The 19,119-nt window shown below is 67.6% G+C and carries 17 protein-coding genes; 6 read left to right on the forward strand and 11 right to left on the reverse strand.

The window, feature by feature from the left end; genetic code table 11:
* Positions 1-2 precede the first annotated feature (2 nt).
* Entirely contained in the window at positions 3-2,105 is a 2,103-nt protein-coding gene (gene glyS, locus G7A99_RS05190) for a glycine--tRNA ligase subunit beta (protein ID WP_163139118.1), read from the reverse strand.
* The gene (gene glyQ / locus G7A99_RS05195) at positions 2,102-3,004 is read right to left on the reverse strand and encodes a glycine--tRNA ligase subunit alpha (RefSeq protein WP_163139119.1); all 903 of its coding nucleotides are present in this window, start codon (positions 3,002-3,004) and stop codon (positions 2,102-2,104) included. Before glyQ ends, glyS begins: the two co-directional genes overlap by 4 nt.
* Positions 3,005-3,317: 313 nt before the next feature.
* On the opposite strand from glyQ, the gene glnA reads away from it, so the two are divergent.
* The 4 genes from glnA to ntrC all read left to right on the forward strand — a co-directional run bounded on the left by glnA (position 3,318) and on the right by ntrC (position 8,051).
* Positions 3,318-4,733 carry a glutamate--ammonia ligase gene (gene glnA, locus G7A99_RS05200; protein WP_163139120.1) on the forward strand — a complete coding sequence of 472 codons (1,416 nt, stop codon included), beginning with the start codon at positions 3,318-3,320 and terminating at the stop codon, positions 4,731-4,733.
* Between the two features lie 102 nt (positions 4,734-4,835).
* Positions 4,836-5,426, forward strand: a complete 591-nt coding sequence (locus tag G7A99_RS05205) for a DUF4124 domain-containing protein (RefSeq protein ID WP_163139121.1) — start codon at positions 4,836-4,838, stop codon at positions 5,424-5,426.
* Positions 5,427-5,601: 175 nt separating this feature from the next.
* The gene (glnL, locus tag G7A99_RS05210; protein ID WP_163139122.1) at positions 5,602-6,648 is read left to right on the forward strand and encodes a nitrogen regulation protein NR(II); all 1,047 of its coding nucleotides are present in this window, start codon (positions 5,602-5,604) and stop codon (positions 6,646-6,648) included.
* Positions 6,645-8,051 (forward strand): nitrogen regulation protein NR(I), encoded by a 1,407-nt coding sequence (gene ntrC / locus G7A99_RS05215; RefSeq protein ID WP_018717438.1) that lies wholly within the window; start codon positions 6,645-6,647, stop codon positions 8,049-8,051. The genes glnL and ntrC overlap by 4 nt, the downstream gene beginning before the upstream one ends.
* A gap of 64 nt (positions 8,052-8,115) precedes the next feature.
* Here the strand turns inward: ntrC and G7A99_RS05220 are convergent, their stop codons facing one another.
* The 9 genes from G7A99_RS05220 to G7A99_RS05260 form a co-directional block, all read right to left on the reverse strand.
* Positions 8,116-9,237 carry an AAA family ATPase gene (locus G7A99_RS05220; protein WP_163139123.1) on the reverse strand — a complete coding sequence of 374 codons (1,122 nt, stop codon included), beginning with the start codon at positions 9,235-9,237 and terminating at the stop codon, positions 8,116-8,118.
* Between the two features lie 72 nt (positions 9,238-9,309).
* Positions 9,310-10,350, reverse strand: a complete 1,041-nt coding sequence (locus G7A99_RS05225; protein ID WP_018717436.1) for an aliphatic amidase — start codon at positions 10,348-10,350, stop codon at positions 9,310-9,312.
* A gap of 79 nt (positions 10,351-10,429) precedes the next feature.
* Entirely contained in the window at positions 10,430-11,125 is a 696-nt protein-coding gene (gene urtE, locus G7A99_RS05230) for an urea ABC transporter ATP-binding subunit UrtE (protein ID WP_163139124.1), read from the reverse strand.
* A complete protein-coding gene (urtD, locus tag G7A99_RS05235; RefSeq protein WP_026320976.1) occupies positions 11,118-11,861 on the reverse strand; it encodes an urea ABC transporter ATP-binding protein UrtD in 744 nt (247 codons plus the stop codon). Before urtD ends, urtE begins: the two co-directional genes overlap by 8 nt.
* Before the next feature lie 2 nt (positions 11,862-11,863).
* Entirely contained in the window at positions 11,864-13,000 is a 1,137-nt protein-coding gene (urtC, locus tag G7A99_RS05240) for an urea ABC transporter permease subunit UrtC (RefSeq protein WP_163139125.1), read from the reverse strand.
* Positions 13,001-13,012: 12 nt separating this feature from the next.
* On the reverse strand, positions 13,013-13,882 hold the full coding sequence (gene urtB / locus G7A99_RS05245; RefSeq protein WP_163139126.1) for an urea ABC transporter permease subunit UrtB: 870 nt from the start codon (positions 13,880-13,882) through the stop codon (positions 13,013-13,015).
* Between the two features lie 54 nt (positions 13,883-13,936).
* Positions 13,937-15,175, reverse strand: coding sequence for a transporter substrate-binding domain-containing protein (locus tag G7A99_RS05250; protein WP_163139127.1), 1,239 nt, complete (start codon positions 15,173-15,175; stop codon positions 13,937-13,939).
* Positions 15,176-15,759: 584 nt separating this feature from the next.
* Positions 15,760-16,392, reverse strand: a complete 633-nt coding sequence (locus tag G7A99_RS05255) for an ANTAR domain-containing response regulator (protein WP_018717430.1) — start codon at positions 16,390-16,392, stop codon at positions 15,760-15,762.
* 22 nt (positions 16,393-16,414) lie between these two features.
* The gene (locus G7A99_RS05260; protein ID WP_163139128.1) at positions 16,415-17,590 is read right to left on the reverse strand and encodes a transporter substrate-binding domain-containing protein; all 1,176 of its coding nucleotides are present in this window, start codon (positions 17,588-17,590) and stop codon (positions 16,415-16,417) included.
* Positions 17,591-17,843: 253 nt separating this feature from the next.
* Between G7A99_RS05260 and G7A99_RS05265 the strand changes: the two genes are divergently transcribed.
* Positions 17,844-18,695: a sulfurtransferase gene (locus G7A99_RS05265; RefSeq protein ID WP_018717428.1), complete on the forward strand. Its 852-nt coding sequence runs from the start codon at positions 17,844-17,846 to the stop codon at positions 18,693-18,695.
* Positions 18,692-19,119: hypothetical protein (locus G7A99_RS05270; protein ID WP_163139129.1), on the forward strand; the 428-nt coding region annotated here is incomplete at its 3' end. The genes G7A99_RS05265 and G7A99_RS05270, both read left to right, overlap by 4 nt.

Consider the following 19,119-nt stretch of genomic DNA (forward strand, 5'->3'; position numbering starts at 1 on the left):
CGTCACGCGCTCCCCGGCAGCTGCGAGACGTCGGCGACGCGGAGGAACGAACCGGACAGCCGGTCCAGCAGTGCGAGGCGGTTGCGGCGTACCGCCTCGTCGTCCGCCATCACCATGACGTGCTCGAAGAACCGGTTGACCGGTCCGTTCAGCCCGGCCAGGTGTTCGAGCGCGGCGGCATAGTCCCCCGCCGCCACCTGCCGCGTGACCACCGTCTCCGCTTCCGCCACGGCCTCGTCCAGCGCCCGTTCCTCGGCCTGTTCGAAGCGGGCCGGATCCGGTGCCGGCAGGGCCCCGTCCGCTTCGCCGGACTTGCGCAGGATGTTGCGGATGCGCTTGTTCGCCTCGGCGAGGCTCGCCGCCTCCGGACGGGCGAGAAATGCCTGACAGGCACGCAGGCGGCGGTCGAAATCGGGGATCCCGGCGGTGGCGTCGGCGCCCCCGGCAACGGCACGCACCGCGGCGAAGACCTCAGCCGGCACGCCGTCGTCGAGGTAGTGCGCCCGCAGCCGTTCCAGGCAGAAATCGATCACTGGTGTTACCTGGGCGTCGCCGTCGAGGCCGCCGGGCAGGTTGTCCGCCGCGGCCGCGAAGACCGCGTGCAACGGCACGTCGTGATTGCCCTCGAGCAGCGAGCGCACCAGGCCGAGCGCGGCACGGCGCAGCCCGAATGGGTCCTTGGCGCCGGTGGGTGCCTTGCCCACCGCGAAGATCCCGACCAGCGTGTCCGCGCGCTCGCACACGGCGAGCAGGCGACCGAGCGCGGAGGCGGCCACCGCATCGCCCGCAGCCCGGGGCTGGTAGACCTCGTCCAGGGCATCGGCGACCGGTGCCGGCTCGCCGTCCTCCCGGGCGTAGTAGCGCCCCATCACGCCCTGGAGCTCGGGGAACTCGTCGACCATCTCGGTGAGGAGATCCGTCTTCGCCAGCCAGGCGGCGCGCTCGGCCTGCGCCGCGTCCGCGCCGAAGGCCGGGGCGAAACGCCGTGCCAGGGCGGCGACGCGGGCGCTCTTGTCATAGAGCGTGCCCAGCGCCTTCTGGAAGACCACGGCGCCGAGGTCGTCCACCCGCTCCGCCAGCGGCGTGCGCCGGTCCTGGTCCCAGAAGAACGCCGCGTCCGCGAGCCGTGGCCGGATCACGCGCTCGTTGCCGGCGACCACCGCGGACGGATCCCGGCTGTCGATGTTGGCCACGGCGATGAAGCGCGGCAGCAGCCGGCCGTCCCCGCCACGGACCGGGAAGTACTTCTGATGCCCCTCCATGCTGGAGACCAGGGCCTCCTCGGGCACCCGCAGGAACGCCTCGTCGAAGCTGCCTGCCAGCGCGACGGGCCATTCCACCAGGGCCGCGACCTCCTCGAGCAGGTCCTCGCGTACCTCGGCGGTGCCGCCGATCCCCCGCGCGGCGGCCTCGACCTGCTCACGGATGTACTCGCGGCGCGCGTCGAAGTCCGCGATCACGTAGCCCGGGTCACGCAGGCGCTCGGCGTAGTTCGCCGCGGTCACCGGGATGGCTGCCGGATGATGGAAGCGGTGGCCGCGGCTCTCGCCACCGCTGGCGAGCTCCAGCACCTCCACCGGCACCACCGTGTCGCCGAGGCGAACCACCAGCCAGTGCACCGGCCGTACGAAGGCCGCGTCGCTGTCGCCCCAGCGCATGCGCTTGGGGATGGGCAGCCGGGCCAGGGCCTGGTCGATGACCTCCGGCAGCAGCGCCGCGGTCTCGCGGCCCGGCTCGATGCCGCGGTAGCCCAGGCGCTCGCCCTTGTCGGTCTCCATGCGCTCGAGCGCCTCCACCGCCACGCCGCAGGAGCGCGCGAAACCCTCCGCCGCCTTGGTGGGATTGCCGTCGGCATCGAAGGCCGCGGCGACCGCGGGACCGGCGCGCTCGATGGTGCGGTCCGGCTGACGTGTGGCCACCGACTCGAGCGTCACCGCCAGCCGGCGCGGGGTCGCGTAGGCGTGGTGTGCACCATGCCCGACGCCCGCCTGGTCCAGCCCCGCCGTGATCTCGTCGGCAAAGCGGGTCATCAGCTCGTGCAGGGCCGTCGGCGGGAGCTCCTCGGTGCCGAGCTCGATGAGCAGGTCCTCTCGCGCGTCAGTCATGCGGAACGATCCTCTGCGGTGTTCGACAGCGGGAAGCCGAGCGCCTCCCGGGTGGCGTAATAGCCCTCGGCGACAGCGCGGGCGAGCGCGCGTACGCGCAGGATGTAGGCTTGGCGCTCGGTGACCGAAATGGCGTGGCGCGCGTCCAGCAGGTTGAACGTATGCGACGCCTTCAGTGCCTGCTCGTAGGCCGGCAGCGGCAGTCCCGCCTCGACCAGACGCTGGCTTTCGCGCTCGCAGGTGTCGAACCAGTGGAACAGGCTCGCGACGTCCGCGTGCTCGAAGTTGTACGCTGACTGCTCGCGCTCGTTCTGCAGGAACACGTCACCGTAGGTCACCGTGCCCGCGGGCCCCTCGGTCCAGATCAGGTCGTAGACGCTGGCCTTGTCCTGGAGGTACATGGCGATGCGTTCCAGCCCGTAGGTGATCTCCCCGGTCACCGGTCGGCAGTCCAGTCCGCCCGCCTGCTGGAAATAGGTGAACTGGGTGATCTCCATGCCGTTGAGCCAGACCTCCCAGCCCAGGCCCCAGGCGCCGAGGGTGGGGGACTCCCAGTTGTCCTCGACGAAGCGGATGTCGTGCACCAGCGGATCAACGCCGAGGGCCTTCAGCGAGCCCAGGTACTGCTCCTGGATGTCCGCCGGCGAGGGCTTGAGCACCACCTGGAACTGGTAGTAATGCTGCAGCCGGTTCGGGTTCTCGCCGTAGCGGCCGTCGGTCGGCCGGCGGGAGGGCTGGACGTAGGCGGCGTTCCAGGGCTCCGGGCCGATCGAGCGCAGGAAGGTCGCCGGGTGGAACGTACCCGCGCCCACCTCCATGTCCAGCGGCTGGAGCACGACGCAGCCGCGTTCCGCCCAGTAGCGCTGGAGTTCCAGGATGAGCTGCTGAAAGGTGATCATTGCGTTGCCGTCCGACTCCGTACGGTGGATGGCCCCGGCGGGGGCCGGGAGAAAATCGCAGAGTATACCGCGGGCTGCGACAGACGGGACAGTGGCGTACGATTGCCGGGACGGGCGCCCCGTGGCCGGTTATGCACCTTTATTGGGCGCACCTGATGGGTGCGTGCCTTATTTTGGTGCAATAGCGTCGATGGCGATCTGCTCTACCCGTCCGCGAACCGCGCCGGAATGCCCTGACTCCGTGGTGGAGCCCTCTGGCATGATTTCTGCTAACTTCACCGCGGGTAAACGTATGCACCATGGAGGCAAGACTATGTCCCGCACCGCCGAGGACGTCCTCAAGCTGATCGAAGACAACGATATCAAGTTCGTCGATCTCCGCTTCACCGACTCGAAGGGCAAGCAGCAGCACGTCACCGTGCCTGCGCACACCATCGAGGAGGATACCTTCGAGTCCGGCAAGATGTTCGACGGCTCCTCCATCTCCGGCTGGAAGGGCATCAACGAGTCCGACATGATCATGCTGCCGGACCCGGAGACCGCGGTGGTCGACCCCTTCTACGAGGAGCCGACGCTCAACCTGGTCTGCGACATCATCGAGCCCAGCACCATGCAGGGCTACGAGCGCGACCCGCGCTCCATCGCCCGTCGCGCCGAGGCCTATCTCCAGTCCACCGGCGTCGGCGACGTGGCCATGTTCGGCCCGGAGAACGAGTTCTTCGTTTTCGACGATGTGCGCTGGGGCGCGGACATGAGCGGCAACTTCTACAAGGTCGACTCCATGGAGGCCCAGTGGAACTCCGAGCGTGTCTATGCTGACGGCAACATGGGCCACCGTCCGGGTGTGAAGGGCGGCTACTTCCCGGTGCCGCCGGTGGACAGCCTCCACGACATGCGTTCGGCCATGTGCCTCGCCCTCGAGGAGATGGGCCAGACCACCGAGGTGCACCACCACGAGGTGGCGACCGCCGGGCAGTGCGAGATCGGCAGCAAGTTCAACACCCTGGTGAAGAAGGCGGACGAGGTCCAGACCCTGAAGTACGTGGTGCACAACGTCGCCCACGCCTTCGGCAAGACCGCCACCTTCATGCCCAAGCCGCTGGTCGGCGATAATGGCAACGGCATGCACGTCCACCAGTCGATCGCCAAGACCGGTGAGGCCCTGTTCGCCGGCGACCAGTACGGTGGCCTCTCCGAGACCGCGCTGTACTACATCGGCGGCATCATCAAGCATGCCAAGGCGATCAACGCCTTCGCCAACGCCTCGACCAACAGTTACAAGCGCCTGGTCCCGGGCTTCGAGGCGCCGGTGCTGCTGGCGTATTCGGCGCGTAACCGCTCCGCGTCCGTGCGCATCCCGTGGGTCTCGAACCCCAAGGCGCGGCGTGTGGAGATCCGCTTCCCGGACAGCACCGCCAACCCGTACCTCGCCTTCGCGGCGATGCTCATGGCCGGCCTCGACGGGATCGAGAACAAGATCCACCCCGGCGACGCCATGGACAAGGACCTCTACGACCTGCCCCCCGAGGAGGAGGCCGAGATCCCGAAGGTGGCGTTCTCCTTCGAGGAGGCGCTGGACGCGCTCGACAAGGACCGCGCGTTCCTCACCAAGGGCGGCGTGTTCACCGACGACGCCATCGACGGCTACCTCGAGCTCAAGGGCGAGGAGGTCCAGCAGCTGCGCATGACCACGCACCCGGTGGAGTTCGATCTCTACTACAGCGTGTAACCGCGACTGCCCGAGCGGCGGGCCGTCCCTGCGGCCCGCCGCTGTCCCGCCGGACGCCGCCGTGGGTGGCGCGCCGGGGGCCAAAGCCGCTACATTGGCGCCATGAGCGTACCAACCGTCTCCCGCCTGACCGTTCTCTGTCTGTTCGCCATCCTCGTGGCGGCGGTCGCGGCGCCTGCCGCAGCCGACGTCTATCGCTGGGTGGACGACCAGGGCCAGGTCCATTTCAGCGACGAGCCCCACGACGGTGCCGAGCCCGTCGACGTCGGCGAGCCCACGGTTGTCGATTCGCTGCCAGCCCCCCAGGGGACGGGTCCGAAGGACGACGCGGACCGCGGCGGGGACGACAGCGATTCCGGCACGGGTGACGGCGCGGCGGCACAGACACAATGGCGCATTGCCATCGCCGCCCCGTCGGACGAGGCCACCGTGCGGGACAACCAGGGCAAGCTCCAGCTCGTGCTCGACGTACGTCCCCGTCTCTCCGAGGATCAGCGGATCCTGATCCTGGTCGACGGCAGTCCCTACCGGCAGGGGCCGTTCACCGTCACCGATATCACCCTTTCCGGGCTCGACCGGGGCGCCCACGAGCTCCAGGCGCTGCTCCGCGACGACAGCGGGCGCGTGCTCGCACGCAGCGCGACGGTCACCGTCTACCTGCACCAGGCCTCCCGGCTGTTCCGTAACCGCTGAGCGGTGCGCCTTATTCGGGGGCACTGCCCTTGAATACCCCATCGGGGCGCACCATTATAGTGCATACACCCACCGCCTGTGCGCCCTGCCCCCCGCTATGCATGCGTCTGCGCCGGTCGGCGCGGTTTTTGCTATCCCCTTCCATGGACCCGTATCGGGGCAGACAGGGACATGCATGGAGATCAAAGTGGCGCAGGAGCCCATCGTCGAGTACCTCACCACGGCCATCGTGGTGCTCGATGCCGGCAATCGCATCGTTGACATCAATCCGGCGGCTGAAAGCCTGCTGCGTATCAGTGCACGCCAGATCCGCGGGATGGGCGTGGACGAGGCGCTGCCCGGGCTGAACGGCATCGCCGAGGCCCTCTCCCGGGCCCGTGAGCGCGGCACCAGCTTCACGGACCGCGAGCACCAGATCGCGCTCGCCGGTGAGCTGGTGACCCTGGACTGTTCCGTGACCCCGCTGCCCGACGGCGGCTTGCTGCTGGAGCTCGCCCAGCTCGACCGCCACCTGCGCATCAGCCGCGAGCATCAGCTGATCTCCCAGAACCGGGCGATCCGCGAGCTGATCCGGGGGCTCGCCCACGAGATCAAGAATCCGCTCGGCGGCCTGCGCGGCGCCGCCCAGCTGCTCCGGCGCCAGCTCGACGACGACGCACTGCGCGAGTACACGGACGTCATCATCAGTGAGGCCGATCGCCTGCGCGGCCTGGTCGACGGCCTGCTCGGACCCAATACCCAGGCCCAGCGCAGCCCGGTGAACATCCACGAGATCCTCGAGCGTGTGCGTCACCTCGCCAGTGCCGAGGCGCCGGAGGGCGTGACCTTCGTGCGCGACTACGACCCGTCAATCCCGCCGCTGGACGCCGCCCGCGACCAGCTCCTGCAGGCGCTGCTCAACCTGGTGCGCAACGCGCTCCAGGCGGTCGGCGACCACGGCCAGATCACCCTGCGCACCCGCACCCAGCGGCGCTTCACCATCGGTGATGTCCCCCATCGGCTGGTGGTGCGCGTGGACATTATCGACAACGGTCCGGGCATCCCCCCGGACCTCATCGAGCGCATCTTCTACCCCATGATCACTTCCCGGCCCGAGGGGACCGGGATCGGTCTGCCCATCGCCCAGAACCTGGTGGCCCAGCACGGCGGGCTCATCGAGTGCTCCAGCGTGCCCGGGCGCACCGAGTTCACCGTATGGCTGCCCCTGGAGGACGCCGAATGAGTGCCGCCGAACGCATCTGGATCGCCGACGACGATCGCTCCATACGCTGGGTCCTCGCCCGTGCGCTGGAGGCCGACGGCCTCGCCGCGGAGGGCTATGCCAGCGCCGAGGAGGTCCTCGCCGCGCTCGAGCACCGTCGCCCGGACGTGATCGTCACCGACATCCGGATGCCCGGCATGGATGGCCTGGCACTGCTGGAGCGCCTGCGCGGCGTCGCCCCCGAGGTGCCCGTGATCGTGATCACCGCGCACAGCGACCTGGACGCCGCGGTCTCCTCGTACGAGGGCGGGGCCTTCGAGTACCTGCCCAAGCCCTTCGACGTCGAGGAGGCGGTGGAGCTCGTCCGCCGCGCCCTCGCCGCCGCCCGCGAACGTGCCCCGAGGGCGGACGACGCCGGGCCGGTGCCGGAGATTATCGGCGAGGCGCCGGCGATGCAGGAGGTCTTCCGCGCCATCGGCCGGCTGTCGCGCTCGCATATCACGGTCCTCATCAACGGCGAGTCCGGGACCGGCAAGGAGCTGGTCGCCCGCGCCCTGCACCGGCACAGCCCGCGCGCGGACAAGCCCTTTATCGCCCTGAACATGGCCGCCATCCCCCGCGACCTCATGGAGTCCGAGCTCTTCGGTCACGAGCGCGGCGCCTTCACCGGTGCCCACCAGCAGCGCCGCGGGCGCTTCGAGCAGGCGGACGGGGGCACGCTGTTCCTCGACGAGATCGGCGACATGCCCGCCGAGCTGCAGACGCGGCTGCTGCGGGTCCTCGCCGACGGCGAGTTCTACCGTGTGGGTGCCCACACCCCCATGCACGTGGACGTGCGCATCATCGCCGCGACCCACCAGAACCTGGAGCGCCTGGTCGAACAGGGGCGATTCCGCGAAGACCTCTTCCATCGCCTCAACGTGATCCGGCTGCACGTGCCGGCGCTGCGCGAGCGCGCCGCCGACGTCCCCTCTCTCGCGCGTCATTTCCTCGCCCGCAGCGCGCGCGAGCTCAACGTCGAGCCCAAGGTCCTGACCCCCGCCGTCGAGCGGCGGCTCGCCGCTCTGCCCTGGCCCGGCAACGTGCGCGAGCTGGAGAACACCTGCCGCTGGCTGACCGTGATGGCCAGCGGCCGCGAGATCCATGAAGAGGACCTGCCCCGCGACCTCAACGAGGAGAGCGTGGCCGAGACCGCCGGCGGCCAGTACGGCAGCTGGGAGGAGGCGCTCACCGCTTGGGCCCGGACGGTGGCCACCGGCCCCGAGCCGGAGGCGCTCGCCCAGGCCCACGACCGCTTCGAGCAGGTCATGATCCGCGCCGCGCTGGAGCACACCGCCGGCCACCGCCAGGAGGCCGCACGGCTGCTGGGCTGGGGCCGCAATACCCTGACCCGCAAGATCAAGGAGCACGGCCTGGAACTCTAGGGAAACGCTGAGCCCCTTCCCGCGGTCGGGTCCCGGCGTCTGCGCGGCGTTTCGCCAACGGGGCCTACGGCATCCGGAAACGCACGCCCCCGTCGCCGTGCTCGGCCACGTAGGTGGTCAGTGTCCGGGCGTCCTCGTCCGGCCGGTGATGATTGAGCAGGTATTCCGCGAAGGGCACCTCGATCTGATGGCGGACAGCCCGCCGCAGGGAACGGGCGCCGAACTGGCGGTCGAATCCCGCGCGGGCGACATGGCTCAGTACTGCCGGCCGTGCCTCCAGACGGCAGCGATGCTTGAGCAGCCGGCGGTTGAGTCGCTCGACCTCGAGTGCCACCAGCCGTTCCACCAGCTCCGGTTCGATCCAGTTGAACACCGTGATGTTGTCGATCCGGTTGACGAACTCCGGGGTGAAGGCCCGCAGGAGCTTGTCGCGGACGATCTCCTCCACCCGACGATGCCGGCGCCGTGTGCTCGAAGGCAGCCAGCGCCGCAATCCACTCTGCCGGCGCTGCTCGTCGCGCTGTATCTCCCGGGCCCCCAGGTTGCTGGTCATGAATACCAGGGCGTTACGGAAGCTGTAGGTCCGCTCGCCGGAGGCGACCGTGAGCAGGCCGTTGTCGAATACGTTGAGCAACGCCTGGAGCACCTCGGGGCTGGCCTTCTCCAGCTCGTCGAAAAGCACGATCCCCGGGCGGCCGTGGTCGCCCTCGAGACGGTCCTGATCCAGCAGCGTGTTGCCCTCCTTGGCCCCGACGTAACCGGGAGGGGCGCCGGTGAGGGCCGCCGCGTAGTGCTCCTGGGAGAGCGTGTTCATGTCGACCCGGCAGAACGCGTCGGCATCGCCGTGCAGGGAGCGCGCCAGCGACCGGACCACCTCCGTCTTGCCCACCCCGGTCGGGCCGAGGAACAGCGCGGTGAACAGCGGCCGGCGGGGGTCGGTTATGTCGGCGCGTACCACCTTTAGGATGTCCTCCACCGCGCGCAGGGCGTCGTCCTGGCCGATGATCTCGTTCTGGAGGGTGCCCATGACCGTGTCGACGTCGAAACGGAAGCGGCTCTCCAGCGTGGACTGACTCGCCAGGTGCGCCTGTACGACGTCCTCGCCGGCGGCGTTCTCCGCTTTCAGCGCGCTGCGCTGGGCCTGTTCCCGGTGGCTGTTCTCCAGCATGTCATTGATGAACGGCATGCGCGGGGCTCCTGGTGCCTGCGGGATTACGGTTCCCGGCCCGCAGGCCGGGAACACGCGGGGGTGGCCTCGTCAGGCCTCCTTTTCCTCGGCGTCGTAGGGGATACTGCCGACCGGGCACTGGGCGACGCCGGCCTTGCGCCGGGTGATCGCCTCGACGTCCTCGCGGGCCTTCTCGGCGTCCTTAACCCAGGTCCGGTAGAACTCGAAGGGACAGTCCGCGACGCCCCTGTCCCCGTCACCCGAGGCGTGCATCCCGGTGTAGCCGCGGTGCAGGATCTTGAACAGGTGGTTCTGGGACTGGTCGTTCGCGCGCGCATCGCGGATCTCGGACACCGAGAGCTGGGCGTACTGGATGCCCATCTCCTCCTCGCCGCATTCGCCGAGTGAACGGCCGTCGAAACCGATGATCGCGGAATGGCCGAAGTAGCTGTAGACCCCGTCGAAGCCGCTGGCGTTGGACACCGCGACGTAGGAGTTGTTGGCCCAGGCCATGGTCTTGGACATCATCACCTGCTGCTCCTTCGCCGGGTACATGTAGCCCTGGCAGCGGACGATGAGCTCGGCGCCCTTCATGGCGCAGTCGCGCCAGATCTCCGGGTAGTTGCCGTCGTCGCAGATGATCAGGCTGACCTTCAGGCCCTTGGGACCCTCGCTGACGAAGGTCTGGCCGCCGGGGTACCAGCCCTCGATCGGGCACCAGGGGATGACCTTGCGGTACTTCTGGACAATCTCGCCCTTGTTGTCCATGAGGATCAGGGTGTTGTACGGGTTCTTCTTCGGATGCTCCTCATGGCGCTCGCCGGTGAGCGAGAACACCCCCCAGGTATTGGCCTTGCGGCAGGCCCTGGCGAAGATCTCGGTCTCCTCGCCGGGGACGCTGCTCGCCGTGTCCATCATCTCCTTCGGGTCGTACATGATCCCGTGGGTGCTGTATTCCGGGAAGATCACCAGGTCCATGCCGGGCAGGCCCTGCTTCATGCCGACGACCATATCGGCGATCTTCTCGGCGTTCTCCAGGACCTCGGCCCGGGTGTGCAGCCGCGGCATCTTGTAGTTGACGACCGCGACCCCGACCGTGTCCTTACTGCTGGAAATGTCACCGTGACGCATGTTGTCACTCCTCTCTCTTGGTGCGCTTGGAGGCGATTGGGCACGTCGGCCCGTTCGTTTTCCGCCGTGTCCGGGCGGTTCAGAAGGTGAGATACCGTTCCGCGACCTCGTCGGTGAGCTCCTCGCCGTGGCCCGCCACGGCCACACGGCCCTTGTCGAGGACGATGAAGTGGTCCGAGGCCCTGCGTGCGAAGGGGATGTTCTGATCGACCAGCACGACGGTGATGCCGAACTCCCGGTTGAGCCGCAGCAGTACCTGCTCGATCTCATGGACGATGTTCGGCTGGATACCCTCGGTGGGCTCGTCGAGGAGGAGGACCCTGGGGTCCATGGCCAGTGCCCGCGCGATCGCGAGCTGCTGTTGCTGCCCGCCGGACAGGTCGCCGCCGCGGCGGTCGAGGAATTCGCGGAGCACGGGGAACAGCTCCAGGATGTGTCCGGGGAGGTCCCGGCGCCCGTCCCTGCGGGTGTAGGTCCCCATGACGATGTTCTCGCGCACGCTGAAGCGCGGGATCACCTCGCGGCCCTGGGGGATATAGCCGATGCCGCGGCGCGCCCGTTCGTGAGTGGGCAGCCGGCTAAGGTCCTCGCCGCGGAACGACAGCCGCCCGGAGATGCCGTCGGTCAGCCCCATGACGGTGCGCAACAGCGTGGTCTTGCCCACGCCGTTGCGGCCGAGCACGCTCACGAAGCTCCCCTCGGGAACCGTGAAGCTCACGTCCTGGACGATCGGACTCTTGCCGTAATAGGAATACAGGGCCTGCGCCTCAAGCATCGTCGCCTCCGTTTGCCAGGTACGCCTCGCGCACGGCGGGGTCGTTCTCCACATCGGCGATGCTGCCCTCGGCGAGCAGCGTCCCCATGTCCATGACCGTCACCGTCTCGGCGATCTCGCGCACGAACCCCATGTCGTGCTCAACGACGATCATCGTGTGACTGCCCTTCAGGGCGTTGAATATGCCCGCGGTCTTGTGGGTCTCCTGTATGGTCATCCCGGCAGTGGGCTCGTCGAAGAGGATCAGCCGGCTGTCCTGCATCAGCAGCATGGCGATCTCCAGCCACTGGGTCTGGCCGTGGGATAGGTTGCCGGCGCGCGTGTGCAGCTCGCCGGTCAGCTCCACGAGTTCGAGGACCTCCGCCATGCGGCCGCGCACCCGTGAGCGGAACACACCCAGTGCGCTAAGTACGCCGGGGTGCTGGGACCGGGCCACCTCGAGGTTTTCGCAGACCGTTAGATCCCTGAAGACTGCCGGTGTCTGGAACTTGCGGCCGATGCCGCAGCGGGCACGCTGGTATTCCTTCAGGCCGGTGATGTCGCGGTCATCGAAGACTACCCGGCCCGCGGTTGGCAGTGTCTTGCCGCAGATCAGATCGAGCGTGGTCGACTTCCCCGCGCCGTTCGGGCCGAGCAGGCAGCGCAGCTCGCCGAACTTCAGGGACAGGTTCAGGCCGTCCACGGCGCGAAGCCCGCCGAAATGCACGCCCAGTTCCTTAAGTTCGAGATGCGCCATGACTACTGCCCCCCCTGCTCGCCGGCCCGGGCCGGCACGGCGCCGGTGCCTGTCGGGAGCGCCTTGGCCGTGCTGTTGCGGTGACGGCGCAGCCGCTCGTGGAGCCTGGTGGCAATTCTGCGGAATACGCCGAACAGGCCGTCGGGCATGAACAGCACGACGAGAATGAACGTGACGCCGAGGAACAGCGTCCAGCCCTCGACGAAGAGGTCCGAGAGCCGTCCCTCGAGGATGTTGACCACTATCCCGCCGAGCGCCGCCGCGACCAGGGAGTTACGGCCGCCGACCGCACACCAGATGACGATCGCGAGGCTGAACGGCACCCCCATGTAGGTTGGTGAGGCGAACTCCAGCACCAGGACGTAGAGCATTCCCGCCCAGCCGGCGATCATCGCGGAAATGCAGAACACCACCGTCTCGAAGCTCGAGACGTGGTAGCCGAAGAACCGCACCCGGTCCGGGTTCTCTTTGATCGCGCGCAGGATGAGTCCGACCTTGCTGCGCGTCAGTGCCACACACGCCGCCGTCGCGACGAGCAGGCACCCGGCCACGAAGTAGTAGAAGGCGGTGCTGTAGGGGTCCGCGGTCCAGCCCGCGAGCACCAGCGGCGCCAGCCCCGTCAGGCCGTTCTGGCCGCCCGTGTACATCTGGTACTCGACGAACACGAGCTGGATGGCGACCAGCAGTGCGAGGGTGATGATCGCCACGAACACCCCGGTGATGCGGCCGCGGAACATGAACGTGCCGATCACGCCCGCGACCGCCGCCGGGAGCAGAACGCCGGCGAGCAACGTTACCGTCAGGGAGTGGAAGGGGACCCAGAACCACGGCAGTGTCTCGACGTTGGTCCAGCCCATGAAGTCGGGAAGGCCGCCCGGGTTCGCCGCGCTCGCCCCGAGCTTGAGATGCATCGCCATGATGTAGGCGCCGATGCCGAAGGTCGCCGCCTGCCCGAGGTTGAGGATCCCCGCGTAGCCCCAGGACAGCGCCAGCGCCATGGCCACCATGCCGAGAGCGAGGTAGCGCGCAAAGGTGTTGAGCTCGAATCCGTCGAAGGACAGGTACCAGGGCACGGCGAGCAGCACCAGTGCGGCGAACAGTGCGTATCCGACGCAGTCGAAGCGGAAATTCTGGTTCATAGCGTGGCTCCCCTATCGCCGGATCCGGTCGGCGAACAGGCCCTGGGGCCAGAACCGGATAAGAACGATGATGGCCATCAGCACGGCGACCCGGCCGATGGTGTCGTTGAGCAGGAACGAGAACAGCGCGGTCGCCTCGCCCACGAGCCCGGAGGCCGCCGCCGTGCCCAGCAGGCTGCCCACCCCGCCGACGATCACCACCAGGAAGGCGTCCACCACGAGATTGGTGCCCATGCCGGGGGTGACACTGGCGAGCGGTGTGATGAGGGCGCCGGCGATGCCCGCGAGTCCGGCGCCGTATGCGAACGTCAGCGCATACACGCGCTCGGTCCGTATGCCGTAGCACTCGGAGATCTCGCGGTTCTGGATGACCGCGCGCAGCTTGGTCCCGAACTCGGTGCGCGTCATTAGATACCAGGTGGCAACGAGCACGGCTACCGAGAAGAAAAGAAGAAAAATCCGGTAGTTGGACATGTATACGTCGGCGATCCGCAGATTGCCGTCCAGCATCGCGGGGCGCTCGACGTAGCGGGAGTCGGGACCCGCGATCATGCGCACGAGCTGCTGGAGCACGATACCGACGCCCCAGGTGGCGAGGATGGTGTCCAGCGGCCGGTGATACAGCCAGCGGACCAGGCCGCGTTCGATGGCCAGCCCCAGCAGTGCGAAGAATACGAATACCAGGGGCAGCCCGAGAAACAGCCCAATACCCAGAAAGCTCTGCAGGAACCAGGCGGCATAGGCGCCGAGCATCACGAACTCGCCGTGGGCGAGATTGATGACCCCCATCGCGCCGTAGATGATCGCCAGGCCCAGGGCGACCAGCAGCAGAATGGAGGCGGTGCTCAAACCGGTGAAGGCCTGATTGAAGAATACGTCCATAGTCCGATTCCCCGGTCGGGAGGCGGGCGCCACCGGCGCCCGCCCGTCCGGCCATTAGCCCTTGACGAGGCCCTCCGCGGTGCACGACTGGCCGTCGTAGGCCCAGTACGGCTCCGGGGCCACACGCGTGTCCGACTCGACCAGGACCCGGGCCTGACCGTCGCTCTGCCACTGCCCGATCTTCGGCCACAGGTGGGTGTGGAGATTGGGATCGATCTCGATCTCGCCCTGGGGGGCCGTGGTTCGCAGGCCCACCGCCGCGTCGCGGATACTGATCGGGTCGATGTCGCTCCTGGCGAGCTGCTCGACCGCCGCCTTGAACTGGTAGACCTGGAAGTAGGCGGCCTCGCTGACGAAGTGCGTGACCTGGTCGCTGCCGTAGCGTTTGAGATAGGCCTCGACGAAACGCTCGTTCGCGGCGGACTGGTGGGCCATGAAGTACGGTGCCGAGGAGAAATTCCCTGCGGCCGCCTCGCCGCCCATCGCCTTGACCTCGATCTCCGAGCGCGTGAGGCTCGCCACCGGCATCTCCCCCGGGTCGAAGCCCGCGGCGTGGAGCTGGCGCTGGAAGGCCACGTCGGAATCGCCGACCAGGGTGCAGAAGATCACGTCCGGCTCTTCGCGCCGGATCCGGTTGATCGCGGATCCGAAGTCCGAATGGCCCAGCGGCACGTACTCCTCGTTGGCGACCTCGCCGCCGAGGCGGTCCAGGAGGATCTTGCAGACGTTGTTCTCCTCCCGGGGATAGACGTAGTTGTTACCGATGAGATAGAAGCGCTTGCCGAATTTCTCGGCGAGCCAGGGCACGAATTCCTGCTGCTGCTGGTTGGGCACGGCGCCGCCGTACATGACGTTGCGCGAGCATTCTCGGCCCTCGTAGAGGGTCGGGTACCAGTAGAGGTTGTTGCGTTGCTCGACCACCGGGAGTACCGCCTGGCGGCTCGCCGAGGTGTAGGAGCCGAACACACTCACGCACTTGTCCCGTATCACCAGGCGCCGTACGCGGTCGGCGAATGTGGCCGGGTCGGAGGCGGGATCCTCCACGTAGGGCCGCAGTTTCATGCCGTTGACGCCGCCGTTGGCGTTGATCTCCTCGATCGCGAGCATGCACGCGTCGTGCAGCGTGCTCTCGACCACGGCGACCGGACCGGTCAGGGAGAAGAGCACGCCTACGGGGATCTCACCGTTGGCCGCGTGTGCCATGCCTTCGCCCTTGATCCAGATCCCGGGGAAGCCGGCGGCGCCGGCCGCACCGGCGGCGGCCACGCCCTTTAGGAAATTTCGTCGTTTCATTTCGGTACTCCCGGTTTTTCGTCCTGCGCGTATCCCGATCCAGCGGGAATGGCGGGCACAAAAAAAGCCCCTTGATCGGCAATTAACGAATGCCGGTATCAAGGGGCCGCGTTGCCCGTCTGGAGGCCGTCCCATCTGCATTGATGGGTCGGTTACAGTTACTTAAAGCACAAGGAGTGTGGTTTCGCAACCCCTTGTTGTGTATGAATTAAATTTCTTTTTTGGAGAAATTATGGCAATAGGATACCGCCGGGGATTTCGCCCCGTGAAAAAATCAACCGATTCCCGATTCCATGAAAAAGGCCTTCTCTGGCCGACATCTGGACGGCGCCGTTGCCGTCCCCGCATGATCAAGACTTGCGAATTGATCACCCGCGGTTCGATGTCATTGCCCGGTGGTCCGCTCCCCAGGCCGTACAGGGATATATCGTTTAATCAGTTTTTAGATCGTGTATTGCGAATTTCCGCAATAATCGACCCTCCCCGGCGAATGGCCGTGACGTTCATGGAAACCGTGACCGTTTCATACGCATTCCATATCCGTTTTCCGGTGACCATTTTGTTCCGGTGCCGCCGGTAAGCGGTCAGCGGGTCTTGTCCAGGTCCACCGTCTTGGCGCTGATATTGCCCAGGATGCCGTCCGCGTTGATGATCGCCTGGGCGATCTCCACCGTGGTCGCACGCTTGGCCATCGCCTGGCTCCGGATGATCGAGTACGCCTCGTCCTCCGGGATCTGGTGAAGCCGCATCAGGATGAATTTTGCCTGGCTCACGGTTTGGGTGTTCTTGACCTTCGCCTTGAGCTTGCTCAGCGCGCGTTGTGAGCGCCGGAAGTCGTCCCAGATCCGGCGCGCGAGCACCATGCTGCTAAGCACGCCCGAGGGCCGTAATGGCTTTGTCAGTACCGCGTCAGCGCGCATCTCCAGCAGGGCCTCGAGGACCGAGGGGTTCTCGTAGCTCACCACCCCGATCACGGTGGGGCGGTGTTCAACATCCTTGTCCACCAGCTGGCGCAGGGCCCGTGACGGGGATTCGGTCACCTCGATGAACACGAGATCCGCGTGCTCCGGCAACCGCTCGGGCAACGGCCATATCGCCTCGGCCTGGCACCCGATCCGCCGTACCTGCTGCAGCAGCTGCTCCGCGTGACTGTCCCGTGGGTGGAGCACGAGTACGCGCAGATTACGGATGCTCTTTATGATGTTGCTCGTTGCCATCAACTCCGCATCTTCGTTGCTGTCATGAGCGTCGGCGACGGCCCGGATGGGTGATGTCCACGCTCCAGTCGTTGAGCGCGGGGACCACGAGGTAAGGGTCTGGCTTGATCGCGCGCGGGAGCTCCCGCTCGACGACGTACTGGCCCGTCCGGTCCACGCGGGCGATGCGGGAGTGCAGGTAGGTGTGGTTGTTGTCGGGATCGATCTTCACGCGGCCCTGCGGCGCCTCGAATTCCGAGCCCCGCAGCACGTCGCGGAGCCGGTCGGTATCGGTACTCCCGGCCATGCGCAGCGCATTGGCGAACATGTGGACCTGGAAGTAGCTCGCCTCACCGCAGCTGGTCACGACCGTGTCGTCGCCGTAGCGTGCGCGGAAGCGCTTGAGGAAGGCACGGTTGGCCTCGGTTTCCAGGTTCTGGAAGTACGGTGCTGCGGTAATGTGGCCCGCCGCCGCCTCCGCCCCCATCGCCGCGACCTCGGACTCGCTGGTGGTCAGGCTGCCGATAGGTACGCTGGTCCCGTCGCCCGGGTAGGCGAGATAGGACTGGTAGAAGCGTACCGTGGCGTCGCCGACCACCGTGGAGAAGATCACGTCGGGGCGGAGGCGTTCGATCTCGGCGAGGATCGGCTGGAAGTCGTCCGCGCCCGCGTCGAGCTCGGTGTAGAACTCGCCGACCACCTCCCCCCCGGCCTGCCGGACGATGTTGCGCATCACCCGGTTGGACTCCCTGGGGTAGATGTAGTCCGAGCCCACGAAGCAGAAACGCTCACCGAAATTCTCCATCAGATAGCGGGCCAGGGGCACGCTGTTCTGGTTGGGGGCGGCGCCTCCGTAGATGACGTTGGGGGAGTACTCGAATCCCTCGTAGAGCGTCGGGTAGAAGAACAGGGCGTTGCGGCGCTCGACGACCGGCAGGACCTCCTTGCGCGATGACGAGGTGTAGCAGCCGATGATCACCTCGACGTCGTCCTCGGTGAACAGGCGCTCGGCCAGCTCGCCGTAGCGCTCCATTACGGAGCCCGGATCGTAGACGACCGGCTCGATTTCGCGGCCGTCGACACCGCCGGCCTCGTTGACCTCTTCGATCGCCAGTAACGTCGCCCGGAGCTGGGTTCGCTCAATGACGGCAGTCGTGCCTGTCTGCGAAAACAGGACCCCGAGCCGCCAGGGCTTCCCGGACTGGATATCCCTGCTCATTCCCTCGTGGTGCCTCCCAAAAAAAAAGCTCCCCGTCATCGACCGTCGCAGTGAACGGCCGTAGCAGACGAGGAGCTGCATTGCTCCGGATGCTGTGTCTTCGGTGCATTGCTGCCCGCCGTTGGGCATCGCACCGTTGACTGGAAGCTTGGCAAACAATTGTCATAAGTCAAGACGACGCCCTCTTGCACCGTGGCGGGGGGCGCATATCCTGAATGGATCGCTGAATCCGGGCTTTTTGCGGGAAGGTGCCATGCGCTGGACGACCCTCATCGACACTGACGAACTCCTCGCCGCCCCGGCGCGGGGCGACTGGGCCGTGGTGGACTGCCGCTTCGATCTCGCCGATCCGGAGGCCGGACGGCGGGCCTGGCAGCGGGCGCACATTCCCGGTGCCTTCCACGCCGACCTCGACCACGACCTCTCGGGGCCCGTGACCGGGAGTACCGGGCGTCATCCGCTGCCGGACCCGGATGCGCTGGTCGCCTGGCTCGAGCGTCACGGTATCGGCAACGAGACCCAGATCGTCGTCTATGACGACGGTCCCGGCGCCATGGCGGCCCGGTTCTGGTGGCTGATGCGCTGGCTCGGCCACGAGGCGGTAGCCGTGCTCGACGGCGGCCTCGCCGCCTGGCGCGACGCCGGCGGCGCGCTTACCGACGAGACCCCAGAGCCGTCCCACCGCAGCCGCTACCGCGCGCACCCGGGCTCCATGCCCGTGGTCGGTACCGAGACGCTGGCCGGCACCCTGGACGGGTTCTGCGTGGTCGACGCGCGCAGCCGCGAGCGTTATCGCGGTGACGCCGAGCCCATCGACCCGGTGGCCGGGCACGTGCCCGGGGCCCTGTCCCGTCCGGTCAGCGCCAATCTCGGCGACGACGGCCGGTTCCTGCCGGTCTCCGAGCTGCGCGGTCAGTGGAGCCAGATCCTCGACCGGGCGAGCGGCCGGCCGGTGGTGGCGATCTGCGGCTCCGGTGTCAGCGCCTGCCATCACGTGCTCGCCCTAGCTCACGCGGGCCTCGCGGAGGCCGCCCTCAATCCGGGCTCCTGGAGCGAGTGGATCCGCGATCCGAACCGGCCGGTCGCCACCGGGGAGGAGGCATGACGGCCGTGCGCGCCCGCCGGCACCTGGCCGCCGCCGCGGGCCTGGCCGCGGTGCTCGGCACCACCCCCGCGGTGGCCGCGGACCCGCTGTCCTTCTCCATGGACGTGGCCCACCAGCGCAGCGACCTCGACTACGATGACGGCCGCGAGATAGAGACCCGCGAGACCCGCGTCGGCGTCTCCCTGTGGGAGCCGCTGAGCGCTCACGTGGACGGTGGCCTGATCCTGGGCGTTAACCTGGTCACCCAGGACGGCGATCCGGCCACCGAGGGCGAGGACCTCACCGGCGGCTACGGCGGCCTGGCGGTCCGTGGCGAGTGGCCGCTGACGCGGACGCTGGCGGTTACCGGCGAGGCGGGCTGGCGCTACTACCGCGCGAGCGCGAGCCGTGATACCGGCGACATCACCCTCAGCCGTCACGAGGG

The sequence above is a fragment of the Arhodomonas sp. KWT genome, from assembly GCF_010993615.1.

Bases quoted from the DNA above. Each gene is read 5' to 3' on its own strand.
- ntrC (WP_018717438.1), top strand. From the start codon at position 6,645: ATGAGTGCCGCCGAACGCATCTGGATCGCCGACGACGATCGCTCCATA.
- urtB (WP_163139126.1), bottom strand. From the start codon at position 13,882: ATGGACGTATTCTTCAATCAGGCCTTCACCGGTTTGAGCACCGCCTCC.
- G7A99_RS05255 (WP_018717430.1), bottom strand. From the start codon at position 16,392: ATGGCAACGAGCAACATCATAAAGAGCATCCGTAATCTGCGCGTACTC.
- G7A99_RS05265 (WP_018717428.1), top strand. From the start codon at position 17,844: ATGCGCTGGACGACCCTCATCGACACTGACGAACTCCTCGCCGCCCCG.
- G7A99_RS05250 (WP_163139127.1), bottom strand. From the start codon at position 15,175: ATGAAACGACGAAATTTCCTAAAGGGCGTGGCCGCCGCCGGTGCGGCC.
- glyQ (WP_163139119.1), bottom strand. From the start codon at position 3,004: ATGATCACCTTTCAGCAGCTCATCCTGGAACTCCAGCGCTACTGGGCG.
- urtD (WP_026320976.1), bottom strand. From the start codon at position 11,861: ATGGCGCATCTCGAACTTAAGGAACTGGGCGTGCATTTCGGCGGGCTT.
- G7A99_RS05220 (WP_163139123.1), bottom strand. From the start codon at position 9,237: ATGCCGTTCATCAATGACATGCTGGAGAACAGCCACCGGGAACAGGCC.
- G7A99_RS05260 (WP_163139128.1), bottom strand. From the start codon at position 17,590: ATGAGCAGGGATATCCAGTCCGGGAAGCCCTGGCGGCTCGGGGTCCTG.
- G7A99_RS05205 (WP_163139121.1), top strand. From the start codon at position 4,836: ATGAGCGTACCAACCGTCTCCCGCCTGACCGTTCTCTGTCTGTTCGCC.
- urtC (WP_163139125.1), bottom strand. From the start codon at position 13,000: ATGAACCAGAATTTCCGCTTCGACTGCGTCGGATACGCACTGTTCGCC.
- glyS (WP_163139118.1), bottom strand. From the start codon at position 2,105: ATGACTGACGCGCGAGAGGACCTGCTCATCGAGCTCGGCACCGAGGAG.
- urtE (WP_163139124.1), bottom strand. From the start codon at position 11,125: ATGCTTGAGGCGCAGGCCCTGTATTCCTATTACGGCAAGAGTCCGATC.
- glnL (WP_163139122.1), top strand. From the start codon at position 5,602: ATGGAGATCAAAGTGGCGCAGGAGCCCATCGTCGAGTACCTCACCACG.
- glnA (WP_163139120.1), top strand. From the start codon at position 3,318: ATGTCCCGCACCGCCGAGGACGTCCTCAAGCTGATCGAAGACAACGAT.
- G7A99_RS05225 (WP_018717436.1), bottom strand. From the start codon at position 10,350: ATGCGTCACGGTGACATTTCCAGCAGTAAGGACACGGTCGGGGTCGCG.